Origin of the sequence: Pigmentiphaga sp. YJ18 (assembly GCF_038066655.1) — a bacterium.
Taxonomy (GTDB): Bacteria; Pseudomonadota; Gammaproteobacteria; order Burkholderiales; family Burkholderiaceae_B; genus Pigmentiphaga.
The window spans coordinates 36,147-57,926 of the sequence record NZ_JBBUKU010000003.1; the positions used below are offsets into that span (position 1 = coordinate 36,147).

22 protein-coding genes, 1 tRNA gene and 1 pseudogene are annotated in these 21,780 nt (G+C 65.6%); 9 read left to right on the top strand and 15 right to left on the bottom strand.

Features of this window, described 5'->3' with window-relative positions:
- Window position 1 precedes the first annotated feature (1 nt).
- Together WKR98_RS19970 and WKR98_RS19975 are read right to left on the bottom strand one after the other, a co-directional pair.
- A complete protein-coding gene (locus WKR98_RS19970; protein WP_124690545.1) occupies window positions 2-529 on the bottom strand; it encodes a chromate transporter in 528 nt (175 codons plus the stop codon).
- Complete coding sequence (locus WKR98_RS19975) at window positions 526-1,116, bottom strand: chromate transporter (protein WP_124690546.1); 591 nt, start codon at window positions 1,114-1,116, stop codon at window positions 526-528. Before WKR98_RS19975 ends, WKR98_RS19970 begins: the two co-directional genes overlap by 4 nt.
- Before the next feature lie 142 nt (window positions 1,117-1,258).
- On the opposite strand from WKR98_RS19975, the gene bla reads away from it, so the two are divergent.
- A complete protein-coding gene (gene bla, locus WKR98_RS19980) occupies window positions 1,259-2,173 on the top strand; it encodes a class A beta-lactamase (RefSeq protein WP_341434501.1) in 915 nt (304 codons plus the stop codon).
- A gap of 11 nt (window positions 2,174-2,184) precedes the next feature.
- Here the strand turns inward: bla and WKR98_RS19985 are convergent, their stop codons facing one another.
- Window positions 2,185-3,162 carry a ketopantoate reductase family protein gene (locus WKR98_RS19985; RefSeq protein ID WP_341434502.1) on the bottom strand — a complete coding sequence of 326 codons (978 nt, stop codon included), beginning with the start codon at window positions 3,160-3,162 and terminating at the stop codon, window positions 2,185-2,187.
- Between the two features lie 177 nt (window positions 3,163-3,339).
- Between WKR98_RS19985 and WKR98_RS19990 the strand changes: the two genes are divergently transcribed.
- The 5 genes from WKR98_RS19990 (at window position 3,340) to WKR98_RS20010 (ending at window position 8,179) form a co-directional block, all read left to right on the top strand.
- Entirely contained in the window at window positions 3,340-4,092 is a 753-nt protein-coding gene (locus WKR98_RS19990) for a GntR family transcriptional regulator (RefSeq protein WP_341434503.1), read from the top strand.
- A gap of 28 nt (window positions 4,093-4,120) precedes the next feature.
- Window positions 4,121-5,113: a Bug family tripartite tricarboxylate transporter substrate binding protein gene (locus WKR98_RS19995; RefSeq protein ID WP_341434504.1), complete on the top strand. Its 993-nt coding sequence runs from the start codon at window positions 4,121-4,123 to the stop codon at window positions 5,111-5,113.
- Between the two features lie 28 nt (window positions 5,114-5,141).
- Window positions 5,142-5,843, top strand: a complete 702-nt coding sequence (locus WKR98_RS20000; protein WP_341434505.1) for a DUF1028 domain-containing protein — start codon at window positions 5,142-5,144, stop codon at window positions 5,841-5,843.
- 118 nt (window positions 5,844-5,961) lie between these two features.
- Window positions 5,962-7,878, top strand: coding sequence for a putative bifunctional diguanylate cyclase/phosphodiesterase (locus tag WKR98_RS20005; RefSeq protein ID WP_124690551.1), 1,917 nt, complete (start codon window positions 5,962-5,964; stop codon window positions 7,876-7,878).
- Window positions 7,879-7,969: 91 nt separating this feature from the next.
- Entirely contained in the window at window positions 7,970-8,179 is a 210-nt protein-coding gene (locus WKR98_RS20010; RefSeq protein WP_341434506.1) for a DUF4287 domain-containing protein, read from the top strand.
- 88 nt (window positions 8,180-8,267) lie between these two features.
- On the opposite strand, the pseudogene WKR98_RS20015 reads toward WKR98_RS20010, so the two are convergent.
- The 5 genes and pseudogenes from WKR98_RS20015 to WKR98_RS20035 form a co-directional block, all read right to left on the bottom strand.
- Window positions 8,268-8,441: pseudogene (locus WKR98_RS20015) on the bottom strand (type II toxin-antitoxin system Phd/YefM family antitoxin); the annotation flags it as partial.
- Window positions 8,395-9,081: an NYN domain-containing protein gene (locus WKR98_RS20020; protein WP_341434507.1), complete on the bottom strand. Its 687-nt coding sequence runs from the start codon at window positions 9,079-9,081 to the stop codon at window positions 8,395-8,397. The gene WKR98_RS20020 and the pseudogene WKR98_RS20015, both read right to left, overlap by 47 nt.
- A gap of 111 nt (window positions 9,082-9,192) precedes the next feature.
- A complete protein-coding gene (locus tag WKR98_RS20025; RefSeq protein WP_341434508.1) occupies window positions 9,193-9,624 on the bottom strand; it encodes a hypothetical protein in 432 nt (143 codons plus the stop codon).
- 305 nt (window positions 9,625-9,929) lie between these two features.
- Window positions 9,930-10,934, bottom strand: a complete 1,005-nt coding sequence (locus tag WKR98_RS20030; protein ID WP_341434509.1) for a hypothetical protein — start codon at window positions 10,932-10,934, stop codon at window positions 9,930-9,932.
- A gap of 106 nt (window positions 10,935-11,040) precedes the next feature.
- Complete coding sequence (locus WKR98_RS20035) at window positions 11,041-11,271, bottom strand: hypothetical protein (RefSeq protein ID WP_341434510.1); 231 nt, start codon at window positions 11,269-11,271, stop codon at window positions 11,041-11,043.
- Window positions 11,272-11,413: 142 nt separating this feature from the next.
- On the opposite strand from WKR98_RS20035, the gene WKR98_RS20040 reads away from it, so the two are divergent.
- Window positions 11,414-11,752: a tyrosine-type recombinase/integrase gene (locus WKR98_RS20040; RefSeq protein ID WP_341434699.1), complete on the top strand. Its 339-nt coding sequence runs from the start codon at window positions 11,414-11,416 to the stop codon at window positions 11,750-11,752.
- On the opposite strand, the gene WKR98_RS20045 is transcribed toward WKR98_RS20040, so the two are convergent.
- The 4 genes from WKR98_RS20045 to prpB form a co-directional block, all read right to left on the bottom strand.
- Window positions 11,709-11,787, bottom strand: a tRNA-Ile gene (locus WKR98_RS20045). The genes WKR98_RS20040 and WKR98_RS20045 overlap by 44 nt on opposite strands.
- Window positions 11,788-11,831: 44 nt before the next feature.
- Entirely contained in the window at window positions 11,832-13,283 is a 1,452-nt protein-coding gene (locus tag WKR98_RS20050) for a bifunctional 2-methylcitrate dehydratase/aconitate hydratase (protein WP_341434511.1), read from the bottom strand.
- Between the two features lie 154 nt (window positions 13,284-13,437).
- A complete protein-coding gene (prpC, locus tag WKR98_RS20055; protein WP_124690556.1) occupies window positions 13,438-14,613 on the bottom strand; it encodes a bifunctional 2-methylcitrate synthase/citrate synthase in 1,176 nt (391 codons plus the stop codon).
- 133 nt (window positions 14,614-14,746) lie between these two features.
- Window positions 14,747-15,637: a methylisocitrate lyase gene (prpB, locus tag WKR98_RS20060; RefSeq protein ID WP_341434512.1), complete on the bottom strand. Its 891-nt coding sequence runs from the start codon at window positions 15,635-15,637 to the stop codon at window positions 14,747-14,749.
- A 210-nt stretch (window positions 15,638-15,847) separates the two neighbouring features.
- Here prpB and prpR point away from each other — a divergent pair, with 210 nt between their 5' ends.
- Complete coding sequence (gene prpR / locus WKR98_RS20065) at window positions 15,848-17,821, top strand: propionate catabolism operon regulatory protein PrpR (RefSeq protein WP_341434513.1); 1,974 nt, start codon at window positions 15,848-15,850, stop codon at window positions 17,819-17,821.
- A 3-nt stretch (window positions 17,822-17,824) separates the two neighbouring features.
- On the opposite strand, the gene WKR98_RS20070 is transcribed toward prpR, so the two are convergent.
- Window positions 17,825-19,018, bottom strand: coding sequence for an acyl-CoA dehydrogenase (locus WKR98_RS20070; RefSeq protein WP_124690559.1), 1,194 nt, complete (start codon window positions 19,016-19,018; stop codon window positions 17,825-17,827).
- Between the two features lie 168 nt (window positions 19,019-19,186).
- Between WKR98_RS20070 and WKR98_RS20075 the strand changes: the two genes are divergently transcribed.
- Window positions 19,187-20,134: a LysR family transcriptional regulator gene (locus WKR98_RS20075; RefSeq protein WP_341434514.1), complete on the top strand. Its 948-nt coding sequence runs from the start codon at window positions 19,187-19,189 to the stop codon at window positions 20,132-20,134.
- Here WKR98_RS20075 and WKR98_RS20080 read toward each other — a convergent pair.
- Together WKR98_RS20080 and WKR98_RS20085 are read right to left on the bottom strand one after the other, a co-directional pair.
- Window positions 20,124-20,816: a TetR/AcrR family transcriptional regulator gene (locus WKR98_RS20080; RefSeq protein ID WP_161567883.1), complete on the bottom strand. Its 693-nt coding sequence runs from the start codon at window positions 20,814-20,816 to the stop codon at window positions 20,124-20,126. The two genes, WKR98_RS20075 and WKR98_RS20080, sit on opposite strands and share 11 nt — an antisense overlap.
- Window positions 20,817-20,853: 37 nt before the next feature.
- On the bottom strand, window positions 20,854-21,762 hold the full coding sequence (locus WKR98_RS20085; RefSeq protein WP_341434515.1) for an acetamidase/formamidase family protein: 909 nt from the start codon (window positions 21,760-21,762) through the stop codon (window positions 20,854-20,856).
- Window positions 21,763-21,780 lie beyond the last annotated feature (18 nt).

Consider the following 21,780-nt stretch of genomic DNA (forward strand, 5'->3'; position numbering starts at 1 on the left):
CTCAACCCAGCGCCACCAGGAACACCACGGCGCCTATCCCCAGCATCAGGAACGGGCTGAGCCGCGTGTACATCAGCGTCAGCGTCGAGGCGGCCGCCACGCCCCAGGCCCAGGCGCCGCCCTCGGCGGCGCGCAGCACGGTGCATGAAGCAGCCAGAACCATGCCCGCCGCCACCGGCACCAGGCCCGCTTCGATCGCGCGTATGCACCGCGTGCCCTTGAACCGGGTCCACAGATGCGCCAGGGCATAGACCAGCAGCGAACTGGGAATGAAGATCGCGGCCGACGCCAGCAATGCGCCCGCCAACCCCGCCGCCTGCCATCCCACCAGCGTCACCAGCAGCGCGCCCGGCCCGGGGATGATGCGCGACAAGGCATACAGGTCCATGAACTGCGGATTCGTCACCCAGCCATAGACATCCACCGACTGGCGGTGGATGTCGGCCACGATGCTCTGCCCGCCCCCCACCGTCAGGAAGGACAGCGGCGCGAAGACCAGGACCACTTCCAGCAGTTGCGCGAGCCTCATGCCTGCCCACCCTCGCGCAGGCGCAGATAGGCCAGCCCGATGGACAGCGGCGCCATCGCGCCGACCACCCACAGCAAGGGCAGCTTCAACAGGAAGATCGCCACGAAGGTGACGACCATCACGGCCAGGGCAGGCACGCCTCGCGCGGCCCGGCGCGCGGCGCGCAGCCCCGTCTGCAGCGACAATCCCACGGCCGCGGCCGCCACGCCGGCCAGCGCCAGGTGCACCGAATCGGACGTCGCCATCGTCGCGAACGCGGCCACCACCACCAGCGCCAGCACCATGGCGGGCACCACCAGGCCCAGCGCGCCGGCCAGCGCGCCCACGCCGCCGCGCAATCGGAAGCCGACCCAGATCGCCAGATTGACCACGTTGACGCCCGGAAAGGCCTGGGCCAGCGCGAGGCCACTCAGGAACTCGGCCTCCGACAGCCAGTTCCGGCGCTGCACGAACTCGCGCAGCATCCAGCCGCTCAGCCCGCCGCCGAAGCTGGTCAGGCCGATCTTGGTGAAAGCAAGGAAGATCTGGAGCACGGAAGGAAGCCGGGAACCACTGTCGGCGGAAGCGGGCGGCAAGGTCTGGGGCATGGCGGGCCTATCGCGGGAAGTACCGTCATCTTACGGATCTGGGATGTCGAATAGCTTAACGCCCGGGCCGGTCCGCCACCGAGGCTAGAATACGGCCCCGCCTTCGCGCGGGCTGCCATTCCCTGCCTTGGAGGAACCATCCTTGACCACACGCCGCTCGTTCCATGCCCTCGTCCTTTCCGGTCTTGCCTGCGGCGCGCGCGGCGCCTGGGCCGGCCAGCCGGCGGGCACCCTGCCGGTCTCGACTCGCAACGCCGCCCTGGACGAGCTGGCGCGCCTGGAACGGCTGGCCGACGGACGACTGGGCGTGTGCATCGTCGATACCGCTTCCGGCGAGGAAATCGGCCGCCGCGCCGACGAACGCTTCCAGATGCTCAGCACCTTCAAGCTGCTCGCCGCCGGATTCGTGCTGGCCCGGCATGACCGGGGCGAAGACTCGCTGGACCGGCGGATCCGCTACAGCCGGCAGGACCTGGTCAATTGGTCGCCCGTGACCGGGAAACACGTCGGTGATCGCGGCATGACCCTGGCCGAGCTCTGCCATGCCACCGTGACCACCAGCGACAACACCGCCGCCAATCTCATCCTGCGCAGCTTCGGCGGCCCGGAAGCGCTGACGCGCTTCATCCGCAGCCTGGGCGACGGCGTCACGCGCTGCGACCGCTACGAACCCGAGCTGAACGTGCCCCATGCCACCGGCATGCTGGACACCACGACGCCCCACGCCATCACGCGCACGCTGGGCAGGCTGGCGGTGGGCGAGGCCCTGTCGCCCGCATCGCGCGAACGCCTGCAGGCGTGGCTGGTCGGCAATACGACGGGCGACAAGCGGCTGCGCGCGGGAATACCGGCCGGCTGGCGCATCGGCGAGAAGACCGGCACCTACGCCAAGGTAGGCGCCAACGACATCGGGCTCGCCTGGCCGCCCGGACGGCCCGCGATCCTGATGTCGGTCTACGTCGCCAGCACACGGGTATCGGACGAGGTCAAGGACCAGGTCATCGCCAAGGTGGCGGAACTGGCGGGGCGGCTCTACGGCCGGCCGGAAAACAGATAGGCGAACACCCGTCAGCCGTGCGCGGGCGGCCGCGCATGCGCACGGCGCGCCAGCAAGGGCAGCATCACGTCCAGCATGGGCGTATCCACGCCGGCCGACCGAGCCAGGTCCTGGACCGCGAACAACTGCGCGTCCAGCTCCAGCGGGCGTCCGGCCAGCAGGTCCTGCAGCATGGACGGCGGATGCGGGTTCGATCCCGTGGCCGCCACCTGCCCCTCCAGGTCGAACTCCATGGCGACGCCGTAGCGGGCCGCCACCGCGCAGGTCTCCCGGGCAAGGCGGGCATACAGCTCGCGCGTGGCGGAATCCGCGAGCAGGCCCGACGATGGCGACTGGGTCAGGCAGGACAGCAGCGAACTGGGAACGTTGAGCAGAAGCTTCCTCCAGATCTCCCGGCCGATGTCCCCGGTAGCCGCCGCGCCCGGCAGCCCGCGCCGCAGCAGCGCCACCACCTGCTCGAGCCGCGGCGACAACGCGCCGCCGGGCTCGCCCACCACGAAACTGCTGGCGCGCGAATTGTTGCGCACCACGCCTGGCCCGACGACCTCGTTGGGCGAACGGATCACGCAGCCCAGCGTCCGCGCCAGGCCCGGCTCGCGCGCAAGCGTGCCTTCCGGATCGAGCCGGGATACCGAGGATGCGCCTCCGCTCAACGCCGCCAGATACCACCACGGAATGCCGTTCACCGCGAAGACCACCGGCGTATCGGCTCCCAGCAGCGCCCGCATCGATGACGCCGCCGGCGGCAGGCCGTGGGCCTTGAGCGTGGAGACGACCAGGTCCTGCGGCCCCAGGTCGGCGGGACGGTCGCTGGCCGCCACGCGCACGGTGAACTCGCCGTCGGGGCCGATGAACCGCAGGCCGTCGCGGCGGATGGCCGCCAGGTGCTCGCCGCGGGCGACGACCGACACGTCGACGCCCGCCCGCGCCAGATGAGCCGCCATGTATCCGCCCACCGCCCCGGCGCCGAAGATGCAAACCTTGTTCATGGTGAAAGAGTATCCAAAGAGTCTAGGCCCCGGCCTCGATGAAGACCGGCATGGCTATTCTTTCATGCCGCCCCCCTGGCATGAAACCGCCGGCGTGCGCGATCTCGTCAACATTCCATTGACATCATGATGTCATGCCGTCATGATGCCTTCACATCATGACGGCATGACTCACGCATGGACCTTCCCAACCCGCTGCTGACCGAAGGCGGCGCGCCGCTGTATCGGCAGGTGGCCGAGCACCTCATCCAGCGCATCGCCAGCGGCCAGCTCGTCCCCGGGGACGCCCTGCCCCCGGAAGACAGCCTGTGCCGCGAGTTCGGCGTCAGCCGCATCACCGTCCGCAAGGCCGTCGAGGAACTGCTGGCCCGCCACCTGATCGTCCGCCGCCGCGGCGTCGGCACCTTCGTCAACGATCCGCGCCGGGCCACCAAGGATGTCACCTTGGTCGGCGTGATCGACGAAGTCCTGCCGCGCAACCAGGTCAGCGTCGTGGACGAGGCCTGGACGCCCCTGCCGGCCAGGCTGCGCGAACTGTTCGGCCTGGGCTCGCAGAAATGGAAATGCGTGCGCGCGGTCAACCACGTGGCGCCCGGCGAACCGCTGGACTACGCCCATTTCTACTTCGCCGAACACGTGGCCGACGGCATAGGCGCCGCCGAGGTGGCCGGCCCGCTGCCGCCGGTCAAATACCTCCAGACCCACCTGAACGTCCGCATCGACCACGCCGACCAGCTCGTCGAGCCTATGGCGGCCACCAGCGAGATCGCCGCCCGCCTGGACATCTCGCGGAACACACCGGTGCTGCGCGCCACCCGCATCTACTACGACGTGCAGAACCGGCCGGTGGAGATCGTCGATGCGGTCTATCACCCCGAACGCTACCGATACACGGCCACCCTCTATCCCAAGGCGGGAGCCGGCAACTGATCCCTCGTCGTCTTTCTAAGGACACGCCATGCGCTCGAGCAGATGGAAAGGCAAGTTGTCGAAGTGGTCCCGCTACCTGTTGCTGGGGGTCGCCACGGGAAGCGGTCAGGCGGTCGCGCAGGAGTATCCGGCGCGGCCGGTCAAGCTGGTCAGCCCCTGGGCGCCCGGCGGCGCCAACGACATCTTCTGCCGGGCGCTGGCGCAGAAGCTGACCGAATCGCTGGGCCAGCCGGTGGTCGTGGAAAACCGCCCCGGCGCGGCCGGCACCATAGGCTCGGACTACGCGGCCAAGGCGCCGGCCGACGGCTACACCCTGGTCATGGGCAGCTCGCCCACCCACTCCATCGCGCCCGGCCTGTATCCCCGGCTGCCCTACGATCCCATGCGCGACTTCGCGCCCGTCACGCTGGCCGCCGTGGTGCCCAACATCCTCGTGGTCCATCCCTCGCTGCCGATCCGCTCGGTGCCCGAGCTGATCGACTACGCCAAGGCCCACCCCCGCCAGCTCAACTTCTCGTCCACCGGCAACGGTTCCTCGCAGCACCTGTTCGGCGAACTCTTCAAATACCTGGCCCACGTCGACATCGTCCACGTTCCCTACAAGGGCACGGGCCCGGCGCTGAACGATCTCCTGTCCGGCCAGGTGCAGATGGCCTTCGAGAACCCGCCCGCCCTGCTGCCCCACATCCAAGCCGGCCGCCTGCGCGCGCTGGCGGTGGCGGGCACCAAGCGGTCGGCGTCGCTGCCCGACCTGCCCACGGTGGCCGAGGCCGGCCTGCCCGGCTACGACGTCGCGGTCTGGTTCGGCATCTTCGCGCCAGCCGGCACGCCCAAGCCCGTCATCGAACGGCTGCACAAGGACATCGCCGCCGCGCTCGCCTCGCCCGACATCAAGACGCGCATGGACGGCTTCGGCGCCGAGATCATCGGCGCCGGCCCCCAACAGTTCGATACCTACCTGCGCGCCGAGATCCCCAAGTGGGCCGCCATCATCAAGGCGGCCAACGTCAAGGTCGACTAGCCACCACCCCGTCCCCAAGGAGGTATCCATGACGTTTTCCGTGATCGCCCGCTGCCCGCGCACGGGCATGTTCGGCATCGCCATCGCCACGCGCCCCATGGCCATCGGCGCCAAGTGCCCGTTCCTGCGGCCCGGCATAGGGGGGCTGGTCGTGCAGGCCAACGGCGACCCCCGCCTGGGGCCGCTGGGCCTGTCGCTGCTGGAACAGGGCTATTCCGCCCGGAAGGTGCTGAACGACATCATCGAAAGCGACGGGGAAGACAACATCGCCTGGCGGCAGATCGCCGTCATCGACAAGGACGGCCGGACCGCCGCCGTGACCGGCAAGGACAACGAGGACTGGAAGGGCCACGTCGCCAAACAGGACTATGTCGTGCTGGGCAACCGCCTGACCAGCGAGCGCACGCTTACCGCCATGTCCGACGCCTTCGAGCGGCACGCCGACCTGGAGCTGGCCGACCGCCTGGTTGGCGTGCTGGAAGCGGCGCGCGACGCCGGCGGCCAGGTGGCCGGCCAGCACTCCGCCGCGCTGCTGGTGCACAACAGGAAATCCTACGCCTGGGTCGACCTGCGGGTGGACGAACACGACGAGCCCATCGGCGAGCTGCGCCGCCTGTACGGCCTGTATGTGCCCCTGATTCCGTACTACGACCGGCGGCCGGCCAATCCCAGCATGCCCCGGGATGATCTCTGGAGGAAGGAAACCGGCGTCCAGGGGGGACCAAGGTAAGGGTTCCTGACAATACCGTTCCACCACGTCCAGGATCGATTATGCGATTACACTTTTGAAGCCAGACCGTAATCCGCCGCGCCGGGGGTGAGGAGTCGCACCTTCCGCGCGGGAACGTATGAACACCCTGTTCCCCCTCCTTTTGTCCGCCCTGACTCCAATCGCGCTGACTTCGGTCTATGTCGCGCTCAGGGCATGGCTGCCCGGCGGCAGGCAAGGGAATCTCCACATGTCGGTGCTGTTCGGCGCCGCGATGTGGCTGGCCATGATGTCCTCGGTCCACCACGGACAGTACACGATCGCCGACATGCGGGGCGCCATCCTGGTGCTGGCCTACCTTTTCGGCGGCCCCATCCCCGCGGTCGTGTCCCTGGCCATCGGCGCCATCACCCGCGGCTGGATAGGCGGCCCCGCGGCACCCATAGGCGTGGCCGTCCTGGCCACCATCTTCCTCGGCATCGTCGTCCTGGCGCGCTGGCGCACCCGGCTGGTGCCCGAACCCGGCGCGGTCTCGGCGGGCTCCCTTGCCACGATGGGCGCCTGGGCTTCGCTGAACCAGGCCGCGGCGCTGTGGCTGGCCCACGTGACCGGGTCGCTGCTGATCGTCATGCCGCTCTCCCAGTTCTGCGTAACCATGATCGCCGGGGGCATGCTCATCCTCATCCAGCAGAAGACCAACCTCGGCCGCAAGCTCAACGAACAGCAGGACCTGGTCAGGACGCTGCTGGTCCGGGACCGGGCCTCCGGCCTGCTGAACCGGGCCGGCTTCTGGCTCGAACTGGATGCCGCGCTGCGAAAACTCGCCGGCTCCGACGACAAGATCACCGTGCTGCTCATCTCCATCCGCCGGCTGCGCAACGTCAGCGTGACGCTGGGCCCCAGCCTGTCCGAGTCCCTGCTGACCGAGGCGGCCCGCAGGCTCGAGGACGTGGTGAAGAACCCCACCCTGTCGCGCTTCGACGACGGCACCTTCGGCCTGTTCGTCATGGCCGACCGCCTGGACGAGACTGTCACGCTGGTCGACAACGTCTTCGCCGCCTTCCGCCGCCCCTTCCACTCCCATGGCCGCGACCTGCACCTTAGCCTGAACATCGGCATCAGTTCGTCCTCGGGCGACCACGATGCCCTCGAAACGCTCATCGCACACGGCAACCAGGCCCTGGCGCGCTCCATCACGCTGGGGGAAAACCGGCTGCAGGTCTACGACGAAAACACCATCGTACAAGCCGTCCGCCCCATGAAACTCGAAGTGGAACTGCGGCGCGCGGTCGAGACCGGCAACGAATTCCTGCTGCAATACCAGCCCAAGGTCCACCTGGATACCGGCAAGCTCCACGGCGTCGAGGCACTGTGCCGCTGGCATTCACCCGCCCTGGGCAAGGTGGCTCCCGATGAATTCATTCCCGTGGCCGAAACCTCGGGCCTGATCGTTCCCCTGGGAGAATGGGTGCTCCAGGAAACCTGCCGCCAACTCGTCGAATGGCGCAGGCGCGGCTTCACCCCGCCGGTAACGTCCGTCAACCTTTCCGCGAAACAACTGCTGGACGACGACTTCCCTGAAAAATCCCTGCGCTGCGTGCTGGACCACGGCCTGAGCCCCACGCAGATCGAGTTCGAACTGACCGAATCCTCCGTCATGACGAACCCCAACCTGTCCATCAACGTGCTCAACCGCCTCAAGGCCCTGGGCTTCCCGCTGTCCCTGGACGATTTCGGCAGCGGCGCCTCGAACATCGGCCACCTGAAAGCCCTGCCGTTCGACTGCATCAAGATCGACAAGAGCGTGATCGACGACCTGGGGGCCAGCGACGACGCGGAAATCGTCTGCCAGGCGATCTACGGGTTGGGAAGCGCGATGCACCTGGACATGGTGGCCGAAGGCATCGAGACCGAGGCCCAGCGCAACCAGTTGCGGGAGATCGGGTTTACCTTGGGACAGGGGTTTTATTTTTCGCGGGCGTTGAGTGGGGATGAGTTGGCCGCGGGGTGGTTGGCGCGAGGCTACCGGAGCCAGGACGCGGAATCGGCTCTATAAGCTGTCGATTTCGGCCGCCTTCATTCGTCGTACCGTGGCACCGGTCGCCTCACAGGCTGGCCGGCTCTCGACACATCCTACCGAGGTCCACATGGCAACCCAAGAAAAGGTCACCGGTCCGGCGTCCTACTTCCCTTCGATCGAGAAGAAGCACGGCGAACCCATCGAGCATTGGATGCAGGTGCTCAAGAAGGCTGGGCCGCTCAAGCACATGGAACTGGTGACACATTTGAAGTCGGAGCATCAGTTGGGGCATGGACATGCCAATGCGCTGGTGGCGTGGCATCTGGCTCAACGGTAGATTTCCGTACGCTGGCACCACACTCCAACGGCCTGACAAGGCCGTACTTTGCTTCGCTTAGATAACACGTTGGTATCCAGCACGCGCACTATGAAAGATCGGCCGGCTGAGATTCAATAGTCACACGAGGCGGCTCGAACTCGATATCCTCGACATCCGGCATCGCCGGCGCGTCGGCAATATTGCGCCGCTGCTTCGCAAGCCGCTGATAGTCCTCAAAGCTCAACAACACATGCGTAGATTTGCCCCGATTCGTGATGAATTACCGCACCGTTGGCGATGCGCTCTATCCGAGTGCAGCGCTTCTCCGGCACCGGCCGCCTCCCTTCGATCCACTGCCACACCATCGACTGGGAAACACCGACGCTTTCAGCGAAAGCGGCTTGACTGATCTGGCTCTGGTCCAGGACCTGGGCGATGTTCATAGCCCCAAAAAATAGCATTGCTGCCGCCTCCGGCGCCTCCTGCAACACCTCGACGAAGATGAATTTGTCGCACGCCGCGATGAAAGCCGCAGGAGTCTTCTTCTCTCCTAGCCCGTAGACCACCTTCCCCGCTTCCCGAAGCCTCGTCGCGAGCCTGGTGAAGTCGCTATCCGACGATACCAGGCAGAAACCATCGACGTTGTCAGCGTAGAGCAAGTCCATCGCGTCGATGATGAACGCCGACTCAGTCGAGTTCTTCCCCTCGGTGTAGGCGAACTGCTGAATTGGCTGCACCGCATACCGATGGAGTTGCGCTTTCCAGCCGCCAAGGTTCTGCGTCGCCCGGTCGCCGTACGCCCGCTTCACCGTCGCGGTGCCGTACTTGGCCTCTTCTTCAAGTAGCGCTTTCAGCACCTTCGACGAAGCACTGTCTGCGTCGATAAGCACCGCAAGTCTCCGGGCATCACCAATTGCCATTGCCTCTCCCCAAAGTATTCATTGCCGCTCTCTGGTGGAGTATTGTGCCTGTGCAGGCGTCTGCACGCCGTCTGCCTGAACCCGCTCTGGACAAACCGTTTGGGCTGGAGGCTAGACCCGGACCGTTACCTCTCTTCGCCGCCAACGCACCTGGATAGCGATGAAATGGATGGCCCCGATCACAACGGGGAGCCCGAATAGGGCGATCTTCCCGAGCGATACCGTCAGGGCCATCGTGCCAACGACAGCAAGCCAGAAGCCCAGCCCAAACCGGTACAGGTTCCTCTTTGAGGTCGCTACGGCAAGAATCCAATACTGGATCAACGACCAAATCGTGACCACGAAGGCCAAGATGGCGAGGAAAGCGAGTCTCAAGTCCTCGTCGTCAACGCCAGCTCCAGACCCAGCAGCAGCTTCAACGTTAAACATCGCCGCAGCTACAGCAATTGCCAGAAGGTGGGCCAGCAGCAGCATTGGCGCCAAAGCGAGTAGCACTGCCTCAAGCCCTATTCCAAGTGCCCACCAATTGAATTTCGTAGTCATATTCTCTTCGTAGCGTCCGAGCTGGGCCGTTTGTTGCCTAGTTTCCCTGCCCTCGCGCGCATGCACGGAGTGTTGCGGGCGTGCAGACGTCTGCACGCCTATCGGTACTCTGGCTGCCGGGATGGCGCTGCGGGCTCGCCGCCAGGCGCATCCGGGCCCGGCCCAAGCAGCGTCGGCAGCATCGCTTTGCCAGGGGCGCTACGCGCGTGGTCCTGGTCTGACTCGACCTTGCTACAGCCGAAGAGCAGCACCAGGCCTGCAAGTAGTAGCGAGGGGGCTCGCTTCATTCCCTCCCCCCTTTTTACCTAATTCAGTTTCAGATCAATCCGTTCGTCATCCATTAGGATTACCGACGCGTCCAGCAACTGCTGCCCGGAGATGTCTTTTTCCTTGTACTTTTTCACCGTAGAGGCCGGCATTAAGAAACGATACTCAATTTTGTCGGCACGCGAATACTCGTCAGCAAAGCTACGCCCATGCCCATAGACGATCAAGTCATAGCCGAACACTGATCGAGGCAGGGGCGTCTTGTCGTTCAATGGCGATAGGACCTTGCGCACAACGTCATCAAAGAGTCGATTGCCAATTCCATATTTATTGAGCTTCAAATAGTTATAGACAGTTGTGCTATTAATCTTAACTTGAAGATACTTTTTCCCTTTGAACGACGACAAATCTATCCCACCGAGCACTACGTCAGCGTTTGCGAGGATGCTCTCGAGACGCAGCATGGAAACCAGGTCAGCGGCACTCTTCGCCAACTGCGCCTCCTGCCGGTTCTCTTTAAGCGCGGAACTCAAATAATCATCCGGCCTATAGAGCACAACCTGCCCGCTAACGGTCTGACTCTTTTTTGAGTCGCTTGAGCCGAAATCATTGAATAGCGTTGTTGACCCGCTGTAGAAGCCTTCTTTTTTGGCTGAGAAAACGGCTCTCGAAGAATAGTTTCGCGTGTAGCTCGTGAAAGATGAGGCGGTCACAGTTATGGCGCACGCGCCGTCCCCGCTAGCCTTACATTGGTTAAAGTTTTCTGGACCGTCGGGCACCGCTCGAGTCTTGACTTCCACGTCAGCCCCGGGGATCAGAACCCCGTTGCTATCGACGACCTTTACTTCATAAGCGTGCGAAACCGTCGGATGACTGGGCTGCACATACCTTGAAGATTGGTAGGGTCGGGGAGGTACGGGCGCACACCCGGCGACGGCTAGAAAGATCCCGATCACGATAGCGGCTGCGAATCCGTCACGCGGACGCTTAATTGCATGCGCCATCTCACGAGCTTCGTCAACGCCACCTGTCGTAGCGACCATCCCCACCTCCTTAACGTTTCATTGTGTAACTCATAATACATCGTCGCACCAACATCGTGCAGCCGGCACGCCTCACCACAATCAAGCAGCATCGCTAATATTCACCTCATCCCCACACACCAAGAGGATGGGAATGGGCATCAAAAACATCAACGAAGCGGGCCGCAAGGTTCACGGCGCAGACATCATGATCTTGGTGGCGCGGGCCGTGGCCTGAGGCAATGACCAGAACCTGATCCTGATCTACGGCCGCCAGCATGCCGTCGCAGCGGCCGATATCGCCCGCGCGGTTGTGAGAGATGGCGGCAAACCGCGCGAGCCGGGCCGCCATCCGCATTGCGTTCTACTCCGGCATGCGCATGGGAGAAATCCAGAAACGAGAGGTTGAGGGCGACCTATCCGTGCTCGAGGACACCAAGAGCGGCGACCCGCGCTACGTGCCGACTCACCCGAAGATTCGATGCTGCTCCAGCATGGCCATGCCCGACCAGAGCACGATTTCCCGGCATTTTCGGGCGGCACGCGAGGCTGTCGGGATGGATTGGCTACATTTCCACGACCTGCGCCACTCGGCAACAAGCGAAATGATTAACCGGGAGATCGACCTGTATACGGTCGGGGCGGTCCTGGGGCACAAGTCGGCCCAGTCCACGAAGCGGTATGCGCACCTGGCAACGGCAGCGCTGAGAAAGGCTGTAGGGGAGATCGGCAAGAAATCCCCACCACCCCACCGCAGGAATCCGAGGCAAATGCCTCGGAACCCGCGTCAATACTTGGTGGGCCTCCTCGGAGTCGAACCGAGCACCAACGGATTATGAGTCCGCTGCTCTAACCAGGCATGAGCTAGAGGCCCGAGGGCGCAATTCTACACCGAGTTGCGCCCTGGGCCGGGACCGGTCAGATCACGTACAGATCCACGTACTCATGCACCGGCATGGCCTCCAGCGCCTGCTGGTCCAGCGACACGCCCAGGATGGTGTCCTGTTGCTTGGTCGGGAAGCGGCGGGCCAGGTTGGTCCGGAACTTGGCCTCCAGCAGCGGGATGCCGTCCTTGCGGCGGCGCTTGTGGCCGATGGGGTATTCGCAGACGATTTCCTTGAGCTTCTTGCCGTCCTTGAATTCCACGGTCAGCGCGTTGGCGATGGAGCGCTTCTCGGGGTCGTGGTAGTCCTTGGTGAAGGCGGGGTCCTCGACGCAGACGATCTTGTCGCGCAGCTGGTCGATGCGCGGATCCTTGGCGATCTCGTCCTCGTAGTCGCCGGCGGTCAGCCGGCCGAACAGGATGGGCACGGCCACCATGTACTGGATGCAGTGGTCGCGGTCGGCGGGGTTGTCCAGCGGGCCCTTCTTGTCGATGATGCGGATGCAGGCTTCGTGGGTGCGGATGGTGATTTTCTTGATGTCGTCCGCGCTGCGGCCCTGCTTCTGCAACTGCTTGTGGATGTCCATCGCGCATTCGACGGCGGTCTGCGAGTGGAACTCGGCCGGGAAGGAGATCTTGAACAGCACGTTCTCCATCACGTAGCTGCCGTAGGGGCGCTGGAACTTGAAGGGCTGGCCCTTGAACAGGACGTCGTAGAAGCCCCAGGTCTTGGCGCTCAGCACCGAGGGATAGCCCATTTCGCCGGTGCGCGCGATCAGCGCCAGGCGCACGGCGCGGCTGGTGGCGTCGCCGGCGGCCCAGCTCTTGCGCGAGCCGGTGTTGGGCGCGTGGCGATAGGTGCGCAGGCTCTGGCCGTCGACCCAGGCCAGCGACACGGCGTTGATCAGTTCATCGCGGGTCAGGCCCATCATCTGGCCGACCACGGCGGTGGAGGCGACCTTGACCAGCACCACGTGGTCCAGGCCCACGCGGTTGAAGGAGTTCTCCAGCGCGATGCAGCCCTGGATTTCGTGCGCCTTGATCATGGCGGTCAGGACGTCGCGCATGGTCAGCGGCTTCTTGCCCGCGGCGACGGCCTGGCGCGACAGCCAATCGGCCGTGGCCAGGATGCCGCCCAGGTTGTCCGAGGGATGACCCCATTCGGCGGCCAGCCAGGTGTCGTTGAAGTCCAGCCAGCGGATGATGGTGCCGATGTTGAAGGCGGCCTGCACGGGATCGAGCTGGAACTGGGTGCCGGGCACCTTGGCGCCGTTGGGCACGACGGTGCCGGGCACGATGGGTCCGAGCAGCTTGGTGCAGGCCGGATACTCCAGCGCCTCCAGGCCGCAGCCCAGGGTGTCGATCAGGCAGTTGCGCGCGGTCTCGTAGGCCAGCTTGCTGGTGATGCGCTTTTTCAGGACGTAGTCGACGATGTCGACCAGGACCTGGTCGGGCTTCGGACGAACGGTAGAGATAGCGGAAGACATGGGGCTCCCCCTACGCGCTTCGCGCGCCCCCCAGGGGGCGGCACTGGCGGACCGGCGGAGCCGGATCCGCGGTGCCCTGGATGGGCGGTTTGCGCTTTGCGGGTTTGATTGGTTGAAGGATGTTGGTTATTGCAGGAATGAAGCGGTCTTTTCTTTACTTGCGCTTGGCCAGCGGCACGAACTTGCGGTCTTCGGGGCCGGTGTAGTTGGCGCTGGGGCGGATGATCTTGTTGTCGATGCGCTGTTCGATGATGTGGGCCGACCAGCCCGCGGTGCGGGCGATCACGAACAGCGGGGTGAACATCGCGGTGGGAACGCCCATCTCGTGGTAGCTGACGGCGCTGAACCAGTCGAGGTTGGGGAACATTTTCTTGACGTTCCACATCACCGATTCCAGGCGCTCGGCGATCTCGTACAGCCGCATGTTGCCGGACTCCTTGGACAGGCGGTGCGACACGCCCTTGATGACCTGGTTGCGCGGGTCGGACACGGTGTAGACGGGGTGGCCGAAGCCGATCACCACTTCCTTGTTCTCGACGCGGCGGCGGATGTCGGCCTCGGCCTCGTCGGGCGTGTCGTAACGGCTCTGGACTTCGAAGGCGACTTCGTTGGCGCCGCCATGCTTGGGGCCGCGCAGCGCGCCGATGGCGCCGGTCAGGGCCGAGTACATGTCCGAGCCGGTGCCGGCGATGACGCGGGCGGTGAAGGTGGAGGCGTTGAACTCGTGCTCGGCGTACAGGTTCAGCGAGGTGTGCATGGCCCGCACCCACGAGGCGGGCGCCGGCTTGCCGTGCAGCAGGTGCAGGAAGTGCCCGCCTATGCTGTCGTCGTCGGTGTCGACGTCGATGCGCTCGCCGCGATGGCTGTAGTGGTACCAGTACAGCAGCATCGATCCCAGCGAGGCCATCAGCCGGTCGGCGATGTCGCGCGCGCCGGGCAGGTTGTGGTCGTCCTTCTCGGGCAGCACGCAGCCCAGGGCCGACACTCCGGTGCGCATCACGTCCATGGGATGGCTGGCCGCGGGCAGCCATTCGAGCGCCGCCTTCACGTTCGCGGGCAGCCCGCGCAGCGCCTTCAGCTTAGTCTTGTAGGCCGCCAGCTCGTTGCGGTTGGGCAGCTTGCCGTGCACCAGCAGATAGGCGATTTCCTCGAACTCGCATTCGTCGGCGATATCCAGGATGTCGTAGCCGCGATAGTGCAGGTCGTTGCCGCTGCGGCCCACCGTGCACAAGGCGGTATTGCCCGCCATCACGCCCGACAGGGCCACCGACTTCTTCGGCTTCGGTCCCGCGGCCGGCTGGTCCTTCTGATTCGATACTGTTGCGCTCATCGTCTCACTCGCTCCGTAACAATTGCCACACATCCAGGAAACGCTTACCAGACCCAGGATGCGGTGGATCCGGCTCCGCCGGTCCACCCGCATCGCCCCCTGGGGGGCGCGCGTCAGCGCGTAAGGGGGGGGTCTACCTCTTCTTGAACAGGGTATCCAGGCTCTGTTCGAACGCGTGATAGCCAATGCGATCGTACAACTCCTCGCGCGTCTGCATCATGTCGATCACGTTCTTCTGGTGGCCTTCGCGGCGGATGGCCGTGTAGACCGTTTCCGCGGCCTTGTTCATGGCGCGGAAGGCGGACAGCGGGTACAGCACCATGGACACGTCGGCGCTGCGCAGTTCCTCCACCGTGAATAGCGGCGTCTGTCCGAACTCGGTGATGTTGGCCAGCACCGGCACCTTCACGGCGTCGACGAACTTGCGGTAGGTGGGCAGGTCGTAGGCGGCCTCGGCGAAGATGCCGTCGGCGCCCGCCTCCACGCAGGCCTGGGCGCGCTCGATGGCGGCGTCCAGCCCTTCAACCGCGATGGCGTCGGTACGCGCCACCAGGAAGAAGTCGGGATCGGTCTTGGCATCGGCCGCCGCCTTGACGCGGTCCACCATCTCCGAGGCCGAGACGATTTCCTTGCCCGGACGGTGGCCGCAGCGCTTGGCGCCGACCTGGTCCTCGATGTGGCAGGCGGCCGCGCCGGCCTTGATCAGGCTCTTGACCGAACGCGCGATGTTGAAGGCCGACGGACCAAAGCCGGTGTCGATGTCCACCATCAGCGGCAGATCGCACACGTCGGTGATGCGGCGCACGTCGATCAGCACGTCGTCCAGCGTGTTGATGCCCAGGTCGGGCATGCCCAGCGACCCGGCGGCCACGCCGCCGCCCGACACGTAGACGGCGCGAAAGCCCGCGCGCTTGGCCAGCAAGGCGTGGTTGGCGTTGATGGCGCCGATGATCTGCAGGGGGTGTTCTTCGCGCAGGGCTTGGCGGAAGCGGGCGCCGGGCGAGGCGGGTCGTGAGGAGGTCATGGCGATGACTCGGACTGGGGGAAAACTCAGCTTACTGCAAAGACCGTGCCATGCGTGGGCCCGCGCCGCGCTTCCCCGCGCCGAGCCGCACGGGCCAAGGCTTCCCTGGAGACGGGCCTATTCATCCTGATCATCGTCCCCCTGTCTCGACCGCCGGATTAATTTCATATTTGAAATCTATATAATCAAATCTGCAATCCGGATCTTGCCATGGAACTTCCAGCCGCCCTTCCCGCCCGCTCGCAATCCCGGCCCGTCATCTGGACCATGGGCATCAGCCGCGTGTCCCGCGCCTTCGCCGAACTGGCGCCCGGCTACGCCGGACAGGCCGATTTCCGCATCGTCGACGAAGGCTTCGAGACGGCGGCCCGCTCGATCAACGAAGCCGCGCGCCAGGGGCTGGTCGATGCGGTGGTCGCGGGCGGCTCGAACGGCGCCTACCTGCGCCAGCACGTGGACGTGCCGGTCATCCTGATCAAGGTCACGGGCTTCGACGTCATGCACGCCCTGACCACGGCCAGGCAGTTGTCCAGCCGCCTGGCCCTGGTCACGCACGCCTCCACCTTTCCCGAGGCCGAGGCCTTCAAGCAGGCCTTCGGGCTGGACTTTCCCAGCCACAGCTACGTCACGACCGAGGACGCCGCCTTGCAGGTCCAAGCGCTCAAGCTCGCCGGGCTGGAGGTCATCGTCGGCCCCGGACTGGTCTCGGACCTGGCCGAACAGCAGGGCCTGGCCGGCGTTTTCCTGTACTCCACCAATTCGATCCGGGTCGCGCTGGAAGACGCCATCGAGGCGGCCCGGCTCACGCGCATCGAGCAGCGCCGCCGCGAATACCTGAACACGGTGCTGTCCCACTTGAACGAGGGCGTGGCCGCGGTGGACGCCGAAGGCCGCATCCAGTCGCTCAATCCGCCCATGGAGCGCCTGCTGGGCCTGCGGCGCGAGCAGGCCATCGGCCAGCCGCTGGAGGAAGCCGCGCCGGCGATCTCGCTCGACGGCCCCCTGCGGCACGGGCAGAAGGAACTGGAGACCATCCAGAAGGTTCGCGACAAGGTGCTGATCCTGAACCGCATCCCCATCCTGAGCGGCGGCGAACTGCTGGGCGCGGTGGTCACGGCACAGGACGCCCAGGCCATCCAGCGGGTGGACCGCAACCTGCGTACCGGCGCGCCGGCGCGGCCATCCGGCACGCGCTACGACCTGGACGACCTGCTGGGCAGCTCGGGTCCCATGCAGCGGGTGCGCGAACTGGCCCGACTGTACGCCGGCGTCAGCTCCACGGTGCTGATCGAGGGTGAAAGCGGCACCGGCAAGGAAGTGCTGGCACAAGGCATGCACCGCGCCAGCCCCCGCCGCGACTTTCCCTTCGTCGCCATCAACTGCGCCGCCTTTCCCGAACCCCTGCTGGAAAGCGAACTGTTCGGCTACGAGGAAGGCGCCTTCACCGGCGCCCGCAAGGGCGGCAAGACGGGGCTGTTCGAGGCGGCCCACAACGGCACCCTGTTCCTGGACGAGATCGGCGACATGCCGCTGGCCCTGCAGGTGCGCCTGCTGCGCGTGCTGCAGGAACGGCAGGTGCTGCCGGTGGGCGCGCTGGAACCGGTGGCGGTCAACGTGCGGGTGGTCGCCGCCACCCACCGCGACCTGCAGGCCATGGTGCGCGCCGGCGACTTCCGGCAGGACCTGTTCTACCGCCTGAACATCCTGCGCATCACCATGCCGCCGCTGCGCGAGCGCGAAGGCGACATCGACGAACTGGCCGAGGAACTCTACGCCCGCGCGCAGCGGCGGCTGGGCATGACGCGGCCCGTGCGCCTGCCGGCCTTCGTCCGGTCGCTGTGCGCGAACTACGCCTGGCCCGGCAACCTGCGCGAGATGGAGAACGTGCTGGAGCGGGTGGCCGTCTCGCACGCGGGCCGCAAGATCGGCCGCAAGGAACTGGAGCTGGAACTGGAAATTACCGTGCCCGAGTTGTACGGCGGCACGGACGAGACCGCGCCCGCCGGTCCGGACGGGGCCGCCTTCGCGTCGCTGGACGAGATCGCCCGGGCCAGCCAGGCGGCCCATGCGCGCCGGGTATTGGACGCCTGCCACGGCGACCGCGCGGCGGCGTGCCGGATACTGGGCATCAGCCCCGCCACGCTGTGGCGCAAGCTGAAAGAGGCGCCGCCCGGCGCCCCGTGACGCCTAGCAGAACGCCTGGATGCCCGTCTGGGCGCGGCCCAGGATCAGCGCATGGATGTCGTGCGTGCCTTCGTAGGTGTTGACCACCTCGAGATTGACGACGTGGCGGATCACGCCGAACTCGTCGGAAATCCCGTTGCCGCCCAGCATGTCGCGCGCCACGCGGGCGATGTCCAGCGACTTGCCGCAGGAGTTGCGCTTCATGATGGAGGTGATTTCCACCGCCGCCGTCCCGGCGTCCTTCATCCGGCCCAGCTGCAGGCAGCCTTGCAGGCCCAGCGTGATCTCGGTCTGCATGTCGGCCAGCTTCTTCTGCACCAGTTGGTTGGCGGCCAGCGGGCGGCCGAACTGCTTGCGGTCCAGCACGTACTGGCGGGCGGTGTGCCAGCAGTACTCGGCGGCGCCCAGCGCGCCCCAGGCGATGCCGTAGCGGGCCGAGTTCAGGCAGGTGAACGGCCCCTTCAGGCCGGCCACGTTGGGCATGTAGTTCTCTTCCGGCACGAACACCTCGTCCATGACGATTTCGCCGGTGATGGACGTGCGCAGGCCGACCTTGCCGTGGATGGCCGGCGCCGACAGGCCCTTCCAGCCCTTCTCCAGGATGAAGCCGCGGATGTTGTCCTTGCCGTCCTCGTCCTTGAGCTTGGCCCAGACCACGAACACGTCGGCGATGGGCGAGTTGGTGATCCACATCTTGGCGCCGCTCAGGCGGTAGCCGCCATCCACCTTGGTGGCGCGGGTGACCATGGAGCCGGGGTCCGAGCCGTGGTTGGGCTCGGTCAGGCCGAAGCAGCCGATCAGCTCGCCGGTGGCCAGCTTGGGCAGGTATTTCTGCTTTTGCGCCTCGGTACCGAATTCATGGATGGGGACCATGACCAGCGAGGACTGCACGCTCATCATCGAGCGATAGCCGGAATCCACGCGCTCGACCTCGCGCGCGATCAGGCCGTAGCAGACGTAGTTCAGGCCGGGGCCGCCGTATTGCTCGGGAATGGTGGGTCCCAACAGGCCCAGCTCGCCCATCTCGCGGAAGATGGCGGCATCGGTGCGCTCGTTGCGGAACGACTCCAGCACGCGCGGCATCAGCTTGTCCTGGCAGTACGCCGCCGCCGCTTCCCGCACCATGCGTTCGTCGTCGGTCAGTTGCTGGTCGAGCAGCAAGGGGTCGGCCCAGTTGAATTGTGCAGGCTTGTGCATAAGATTCATGTCTCGCGAGTAGTTGGGGAAACAGGAGAATCCGTGTCCTCCCGGCGAATTTCCTGCAAGATATACGGATTCGGCGGCCACGCCAAACGAGTTCTTTTCACTTATCTGTGCGTTTTCCGCACTTGTTAAAGTAGAACCTTCCGATCCCGGGCCCCTGACATGCGCCGCAAACTGCCCAGTACCGCCGCCCTGGCCGCCTTCGAGGCGGCCGCGCGCCACCAGAGCTTCACCAAGGCCGCGACCGAGCTGGCGCTGACCCAGAGCGCCGTCTGCCGCCAGATCGCCGGCCTGGAGTCCTTCCTGGGCCTGAAGCTGTTCCGCCGCACCCGGCGCGGCGTCACCCTGACCCAGGCCGGCCAGACCTACGGCGAATCCGTGGCGCGCCGCCTGGACGAGGTCGAACGCGACACCCTGGACCTGATGGCCCGGCGCGGCGAAGGCGGCGTGCTGGAACTGGCCTCCGTGCCCACCTTCGCCACCCGCTGGCTGCTGCCGCGCCTGGCCGACTTCGAGCGCCAGGCCCCCAACATCGTCCTGAACATCACCCCGCAAAGCCGGCCCTTCCTGTTCGAGGGCACCCCCTTCGACGCCGCCATCTACGCCGGCGACGGCCCCTGGCCGGGCACCGAGGCGGTCTTCCTGATGCCCGAGAAACTGGTGCCCGTGTGCTCGCCCAAGCTGCTGGGCGTGCGCAAGCGCATCATGCCCGGGCAGTTCTCGGCCTACCGGCTGCTGCAGCAAAGCACGCGCCCCTACGCCTGGCGGCAGTGGTTCGCCGCGCAGAACGTCAGCCATCCGCACGACCTGGGCGGCCCGCGCTACGAGCTGTTCTCGATGCTGGTGGAAGCCGCCGTGCACGGCCAGGGCATCGCCCTGGTGCCACGGCTGATCGCGGAGCAGGAACTCGAGTCGGGCCGGCTGATCGTTGCCTGCGAGCGCGAGTCGGTGCGGGACAAGAACTACTACCTGGTCCTGCCCGAATGGAAGGCCGACCACGAACCCCTGCACCTGTTCACGCAGTGGCTGGCCGCACAGGCGGCCCAGTACCGGGCGCAGCATGGGCTGGAGGGCGAGGCGGCGGCGCCGCCCAAGCGCTTCACGCGGTGATGGCGGCCATCACGAAATCGACGACGTGCTCGCGGCGCTCGTCCAGTGCCGCATCGTCCGACAGATCGGTACCCAGCACCGCCGAGAGCGTGTGGCAATTGGAAATGCTGAAAAAGCACAAGGCGTTGATGCTGATGTAGACCTGGCGCGCGTCCAGCCCGGGCCGGAACAGGCCTGCCTCGGCCCCCGCCTGCAGCAGCATGCCGATCCGATGGATCATCGGATCGTAGATGGATTTCAAGCGCTCCGACTTGCGAATGATCCTGCCCTTGTTCACGTTCTCGCCGCTGAGCAGGTTGACGAAATCGCGGTTGTGGCGGACGTGGTCGAAGGTGAACAGGACGAAGTCCCGCAGCGCGGCGCGCGGATCGGCGGCGTTCAGCTCGAGCTTGGGGTCGTTGGACCGGAACGCCGTATAGGCCGCCTCGAGCACCGCCAGGTAGGCATTTTCCTTCGAGCCGAAATGATGGGACAGGATCTGCTTGCTGACCCCCGCCCGGGTGCAGATCTGCTCGACGCTGGCGCCGTGGTATCCGCTATGGGAGAACTCCCGGTAGGCCGCGTCCAGCAGGTTCTGCCGCGTGCGCTCCGGATCCCGGGCACCGTTGGAGCGGCTCGGCCGCCTCGTCGCCGAAATGAAGAAAGTCGGCTTGTCTTTCTTGTCGGTACTGCGAACTGTCAATTTGACGCTTCCTGAAAAAAGATGGAGCAAGCCCCGGTCAGTCCAGTATTTCCCGGCGGAGCATCCCATGCACGCCTTTCTCGCCGTTCACCGCCTGCGTCACATGGAAGTCGACGGCAAGCGAACACAGCTGATAGGCGCTGGCGCGTGCAAGACCGGTCCTGGCACCGATGAAGTCGATCATCTCGCGCAGCGCCTGCTTCAGGGCCTGGTCGAGATTCTCATGGAACCCCATGCTGATGTAGTGCGTCGGCGTTTCCGCGCGCGGAAAACGAAGCACGGGATCGGCCGCTCCGCCCCCCTTGTGGACGGCGAGCGTGAATTCGCCGTCCAGGCAGGTCTCGAGCGCGGTGACGCATACCTCGCCATCGCCCTGCAACGCATGGCCGTCGCCCACGGAAAAAAGCGCGCCGGCGACATGGACGGGAAGGAACAGCGTGCTTCCGGCCACCAGTTCCTTGTTGTCCATGTTGCCGCCATGGACGCGCGGCTCTTTCGAAGAAATGCAGGCATATGAAGATGGCGGCGCAACGCCCATGACACCGAAGAAAGGAGCAACCGGCAGCGTCATGCCCCATGCCAGGCGCGCGCGTCGGGTCTCACGATCGATGGGAATCGTGGCTACCGTCAGGTCGGGGAAATCCTCGGGCAGCGTTCCCGCCAACGGGCGGATGTAGTTATACCCCCAATCCGAGCCCAGCTCCACCGCGTCTATCCTGACCTCCAGCATGTCTCCCGGCTCCGCCCCCACGATGCCGATCGGCCCGGTCAGGATGTGCGGAGCCAGCATGGGCAGGTTCGCCTCGGCGATGCGACGCAGCGCCGAGGGTACAGTCATCCCCGACCCGGGTTGCGGAAACAGCGAAGACTTGCCGGACACGGTCTCCACCCTGACCGTGTCGCCGGACTCGATCGTCAGGATGGGCTCGAAGCCGGCGTCGAACATGCCGACCCGGACATTCTC

Coding starts and splice junctions, on each gene's coding strand:
- WKR98_RS19970 (WP_124690545.1), bottom strand. CDS start 529: ATGAGGCTCGCGCAACTGCTGGAAGTGGTCCTGGTCTTCGCGCCGCTG.
- WKR98_RS19975 (WP_124690546.1), bottom strand. CDS start 1,116: ATGCCCCAGACCTTGCCGCCCGCTTCCGCCGACAGTGGTTCCCGGCTT.
- WKR98_RS19985 (WP_341434502.1), bottom strand. CDS start 3,162: ATGAACAAGGTTTGCATCTTCGGCGCCGGGGCGGTGGGCGGATACATG.
- WKR98_RS19990 (WP_341434503.1), top strand. CDS start 3,340: ATGGACCTTCCCAACCCGCTGCTGACCGAAGGCGGCGCGCCGCTGTAT.
- WKR98_RS19995 (WP_341434504.1), top strand. CDS start 4,121: ATGCGCTCGAGCAGATGGAAAGGCAAGTTGTCGAAGTGGTCCCGCTAC.
- WKR98_RS20000 (WP_341434505.1), top strand. CDS start 5,142: ATGACGTTTTCCGTGATCGCCCGCTGCCCGCGCACGGGCATGTTCGGC.
- WKR98_RS20005 (WP_124690551.1), top strand. CDS start 5,962: ATGAACACCCTGTTCCCCCTCCTTTTGTCCGCCCTGACTCCAATCGCG.
- WKR98_RS20010 (WP_341434506.1), top strand. CDS start 7,970: ATGGCAACCCAAGAAAAGGTCACCGGTCCGGCGTCCTACTTCCCTTCG.
- WKR98_RS20020 (WP_341434507.1), bottom strand. CDS start 9,081: ATGGCAATTGGTGATGCCCGGAGACTTGCGGTGCTTATCGACGCAGAC.
- WKR98_RS20025 (WP_341434508.1), bottom strand. CDS start 9,624: ATGACTACGAAATTCAATTGGTGGGCACTTGGAATAGGGCTTGAGGCA.
- WKR98_RS20030 (WP_341434509.1), bottom strand. CDS start 10,934: ATGGTCGCTACGACAGGTGGCGTTGACGAAGCTCGTGAGATGGCGCAT.
- WKR98_RS20035 (WP_341434510.1), bottom strand. CDS start 11,271: ATGCGGATGGCGGCCCGGCTCGCGCGGTTTGCCGCCATCTCTCACAAC.
- WKR98_RS20040 (WP_341434699.1), top strand. CDS start 11,414: ATGCCCGACCAGAGCACGATTTCCCGGCATTTTCGGGCGGCACGCGAG.
- WKR98_RS20050 (WP_341434511.1), bottom strand. CDS start 13,283: ATGTCTTCCGCTATCTCTACCGTTCGTCCGAAGCCCGACCAGGTCCTG.
- prpC (WP_124690556.1), bottom strand. CDS start 14,613: ATGAGCGCAACAGTATCGAATCAGAAGGACCAGCCGGCCGCGGGACCG.
- prpB (WP_341434512.1), bottom strand. CDS start 15,637: ATGACCTCCTCACGACCCGCCTCGCCCGGCGCCCGCTTCCGCCAAGCC.
- prpR (WP_341434513.1), top strand. CDS start 15,848: ATGGAACTTCCAGCCGCCCTTCCCGCCCGCTCGCAATCCCGGCCCGTC.
- WKR98_RS20070 (WP_124690559.1), bottom strand. CDS start 19,018: ATGCACAAGCCTGCACAATTCAACTGGGCCGACCCCTTGCTGCTCGAC.
- WKR98_RS20075 (WP_341434514.1), top strand. CDS start 19,187: ATGCGCCGCAAACTGCCCAGTACCGCCGCCCTGGCCGCCTTCGAGGCG.
- WKR98_RS20085 (WP_341434515.1), bottom strand. CDS start 21,762: ATGTTCGACGCCGGCTTCGAGCCCATCCTGACGATCGAGTCCGGCGAC.